This window comes from Streptomyces sp. AC555_RSS877 (assembly GCF_019049245.1).
Classification (GTDB): domain Bacteria; phylum Actinomycetota; class Actinomycetes; order Streptomycetales; family Streptomycetaceae; genus Streptomyces.
Genome location: NZ_JAGMUK010000085.1, coordinates 1 through 461, shown reverse-complemented (window position 1 = coordinate 461; position 461 = coordinate 1). Strand labels below are relative to the sequence as shown.

Genomic DNA, 461 nt, shown 5'->3' with positions numbered 1-461 from the left:
CGGCGCAGGAGGGACAGCCGGGGGTCTCGTCACCTTGGATCCAGTCGGGTTCGCCACCCAGCCGTCCCAGAACCGGCTCTGCGGTTGGGGTGTCGGCTGGGTGGGGGCGTAGGGCGGTCACCGCACCGAGCAGCGTCTCGCCCTCGGCGGGGACGGTGGCTACCGATAGTTGACCTCTGAACACGAAGGCGCGGTTGGCACCGGCGGTTGCGTCCCAGTCGTCGCACATGCCCGGGTCGTTCTGGCAGAAGAAGACCGCGATCGCCCCCAGATCGAGGGGTAGATGAGCGAGGAACTGCATGGGCCCGCCGCACTCGCGGCAGTTCGGCCAGACGAATCCGTCCGGGACGAGTGGCACTCCCCCCGTGCGCAGTTCGGGAGCGTTAGCTACGGCTTCCCCGCCGTGGACCAGCAGCATGGCCAAAGCCTAGGTGCAACCTTCCCCACTCCAACCGGAGGGG

1 protein-coding gene is annotated in these 461 nt (G+C 68.5%); it reads right to left on the bottom strand.

The genetic code is table 11. The annotated features are described in order from the left end of the window. Window positions 1-418 (bottom strand): DUF1963 domain-containing protein (locus tag KUM49_RS34205; RefSeq protein WP_217240862.1); only part of this gene is annotated, 418 nt, incomplete at its 3' end. Window positions 419-461 lie beyond the last annotated feature (43 nt).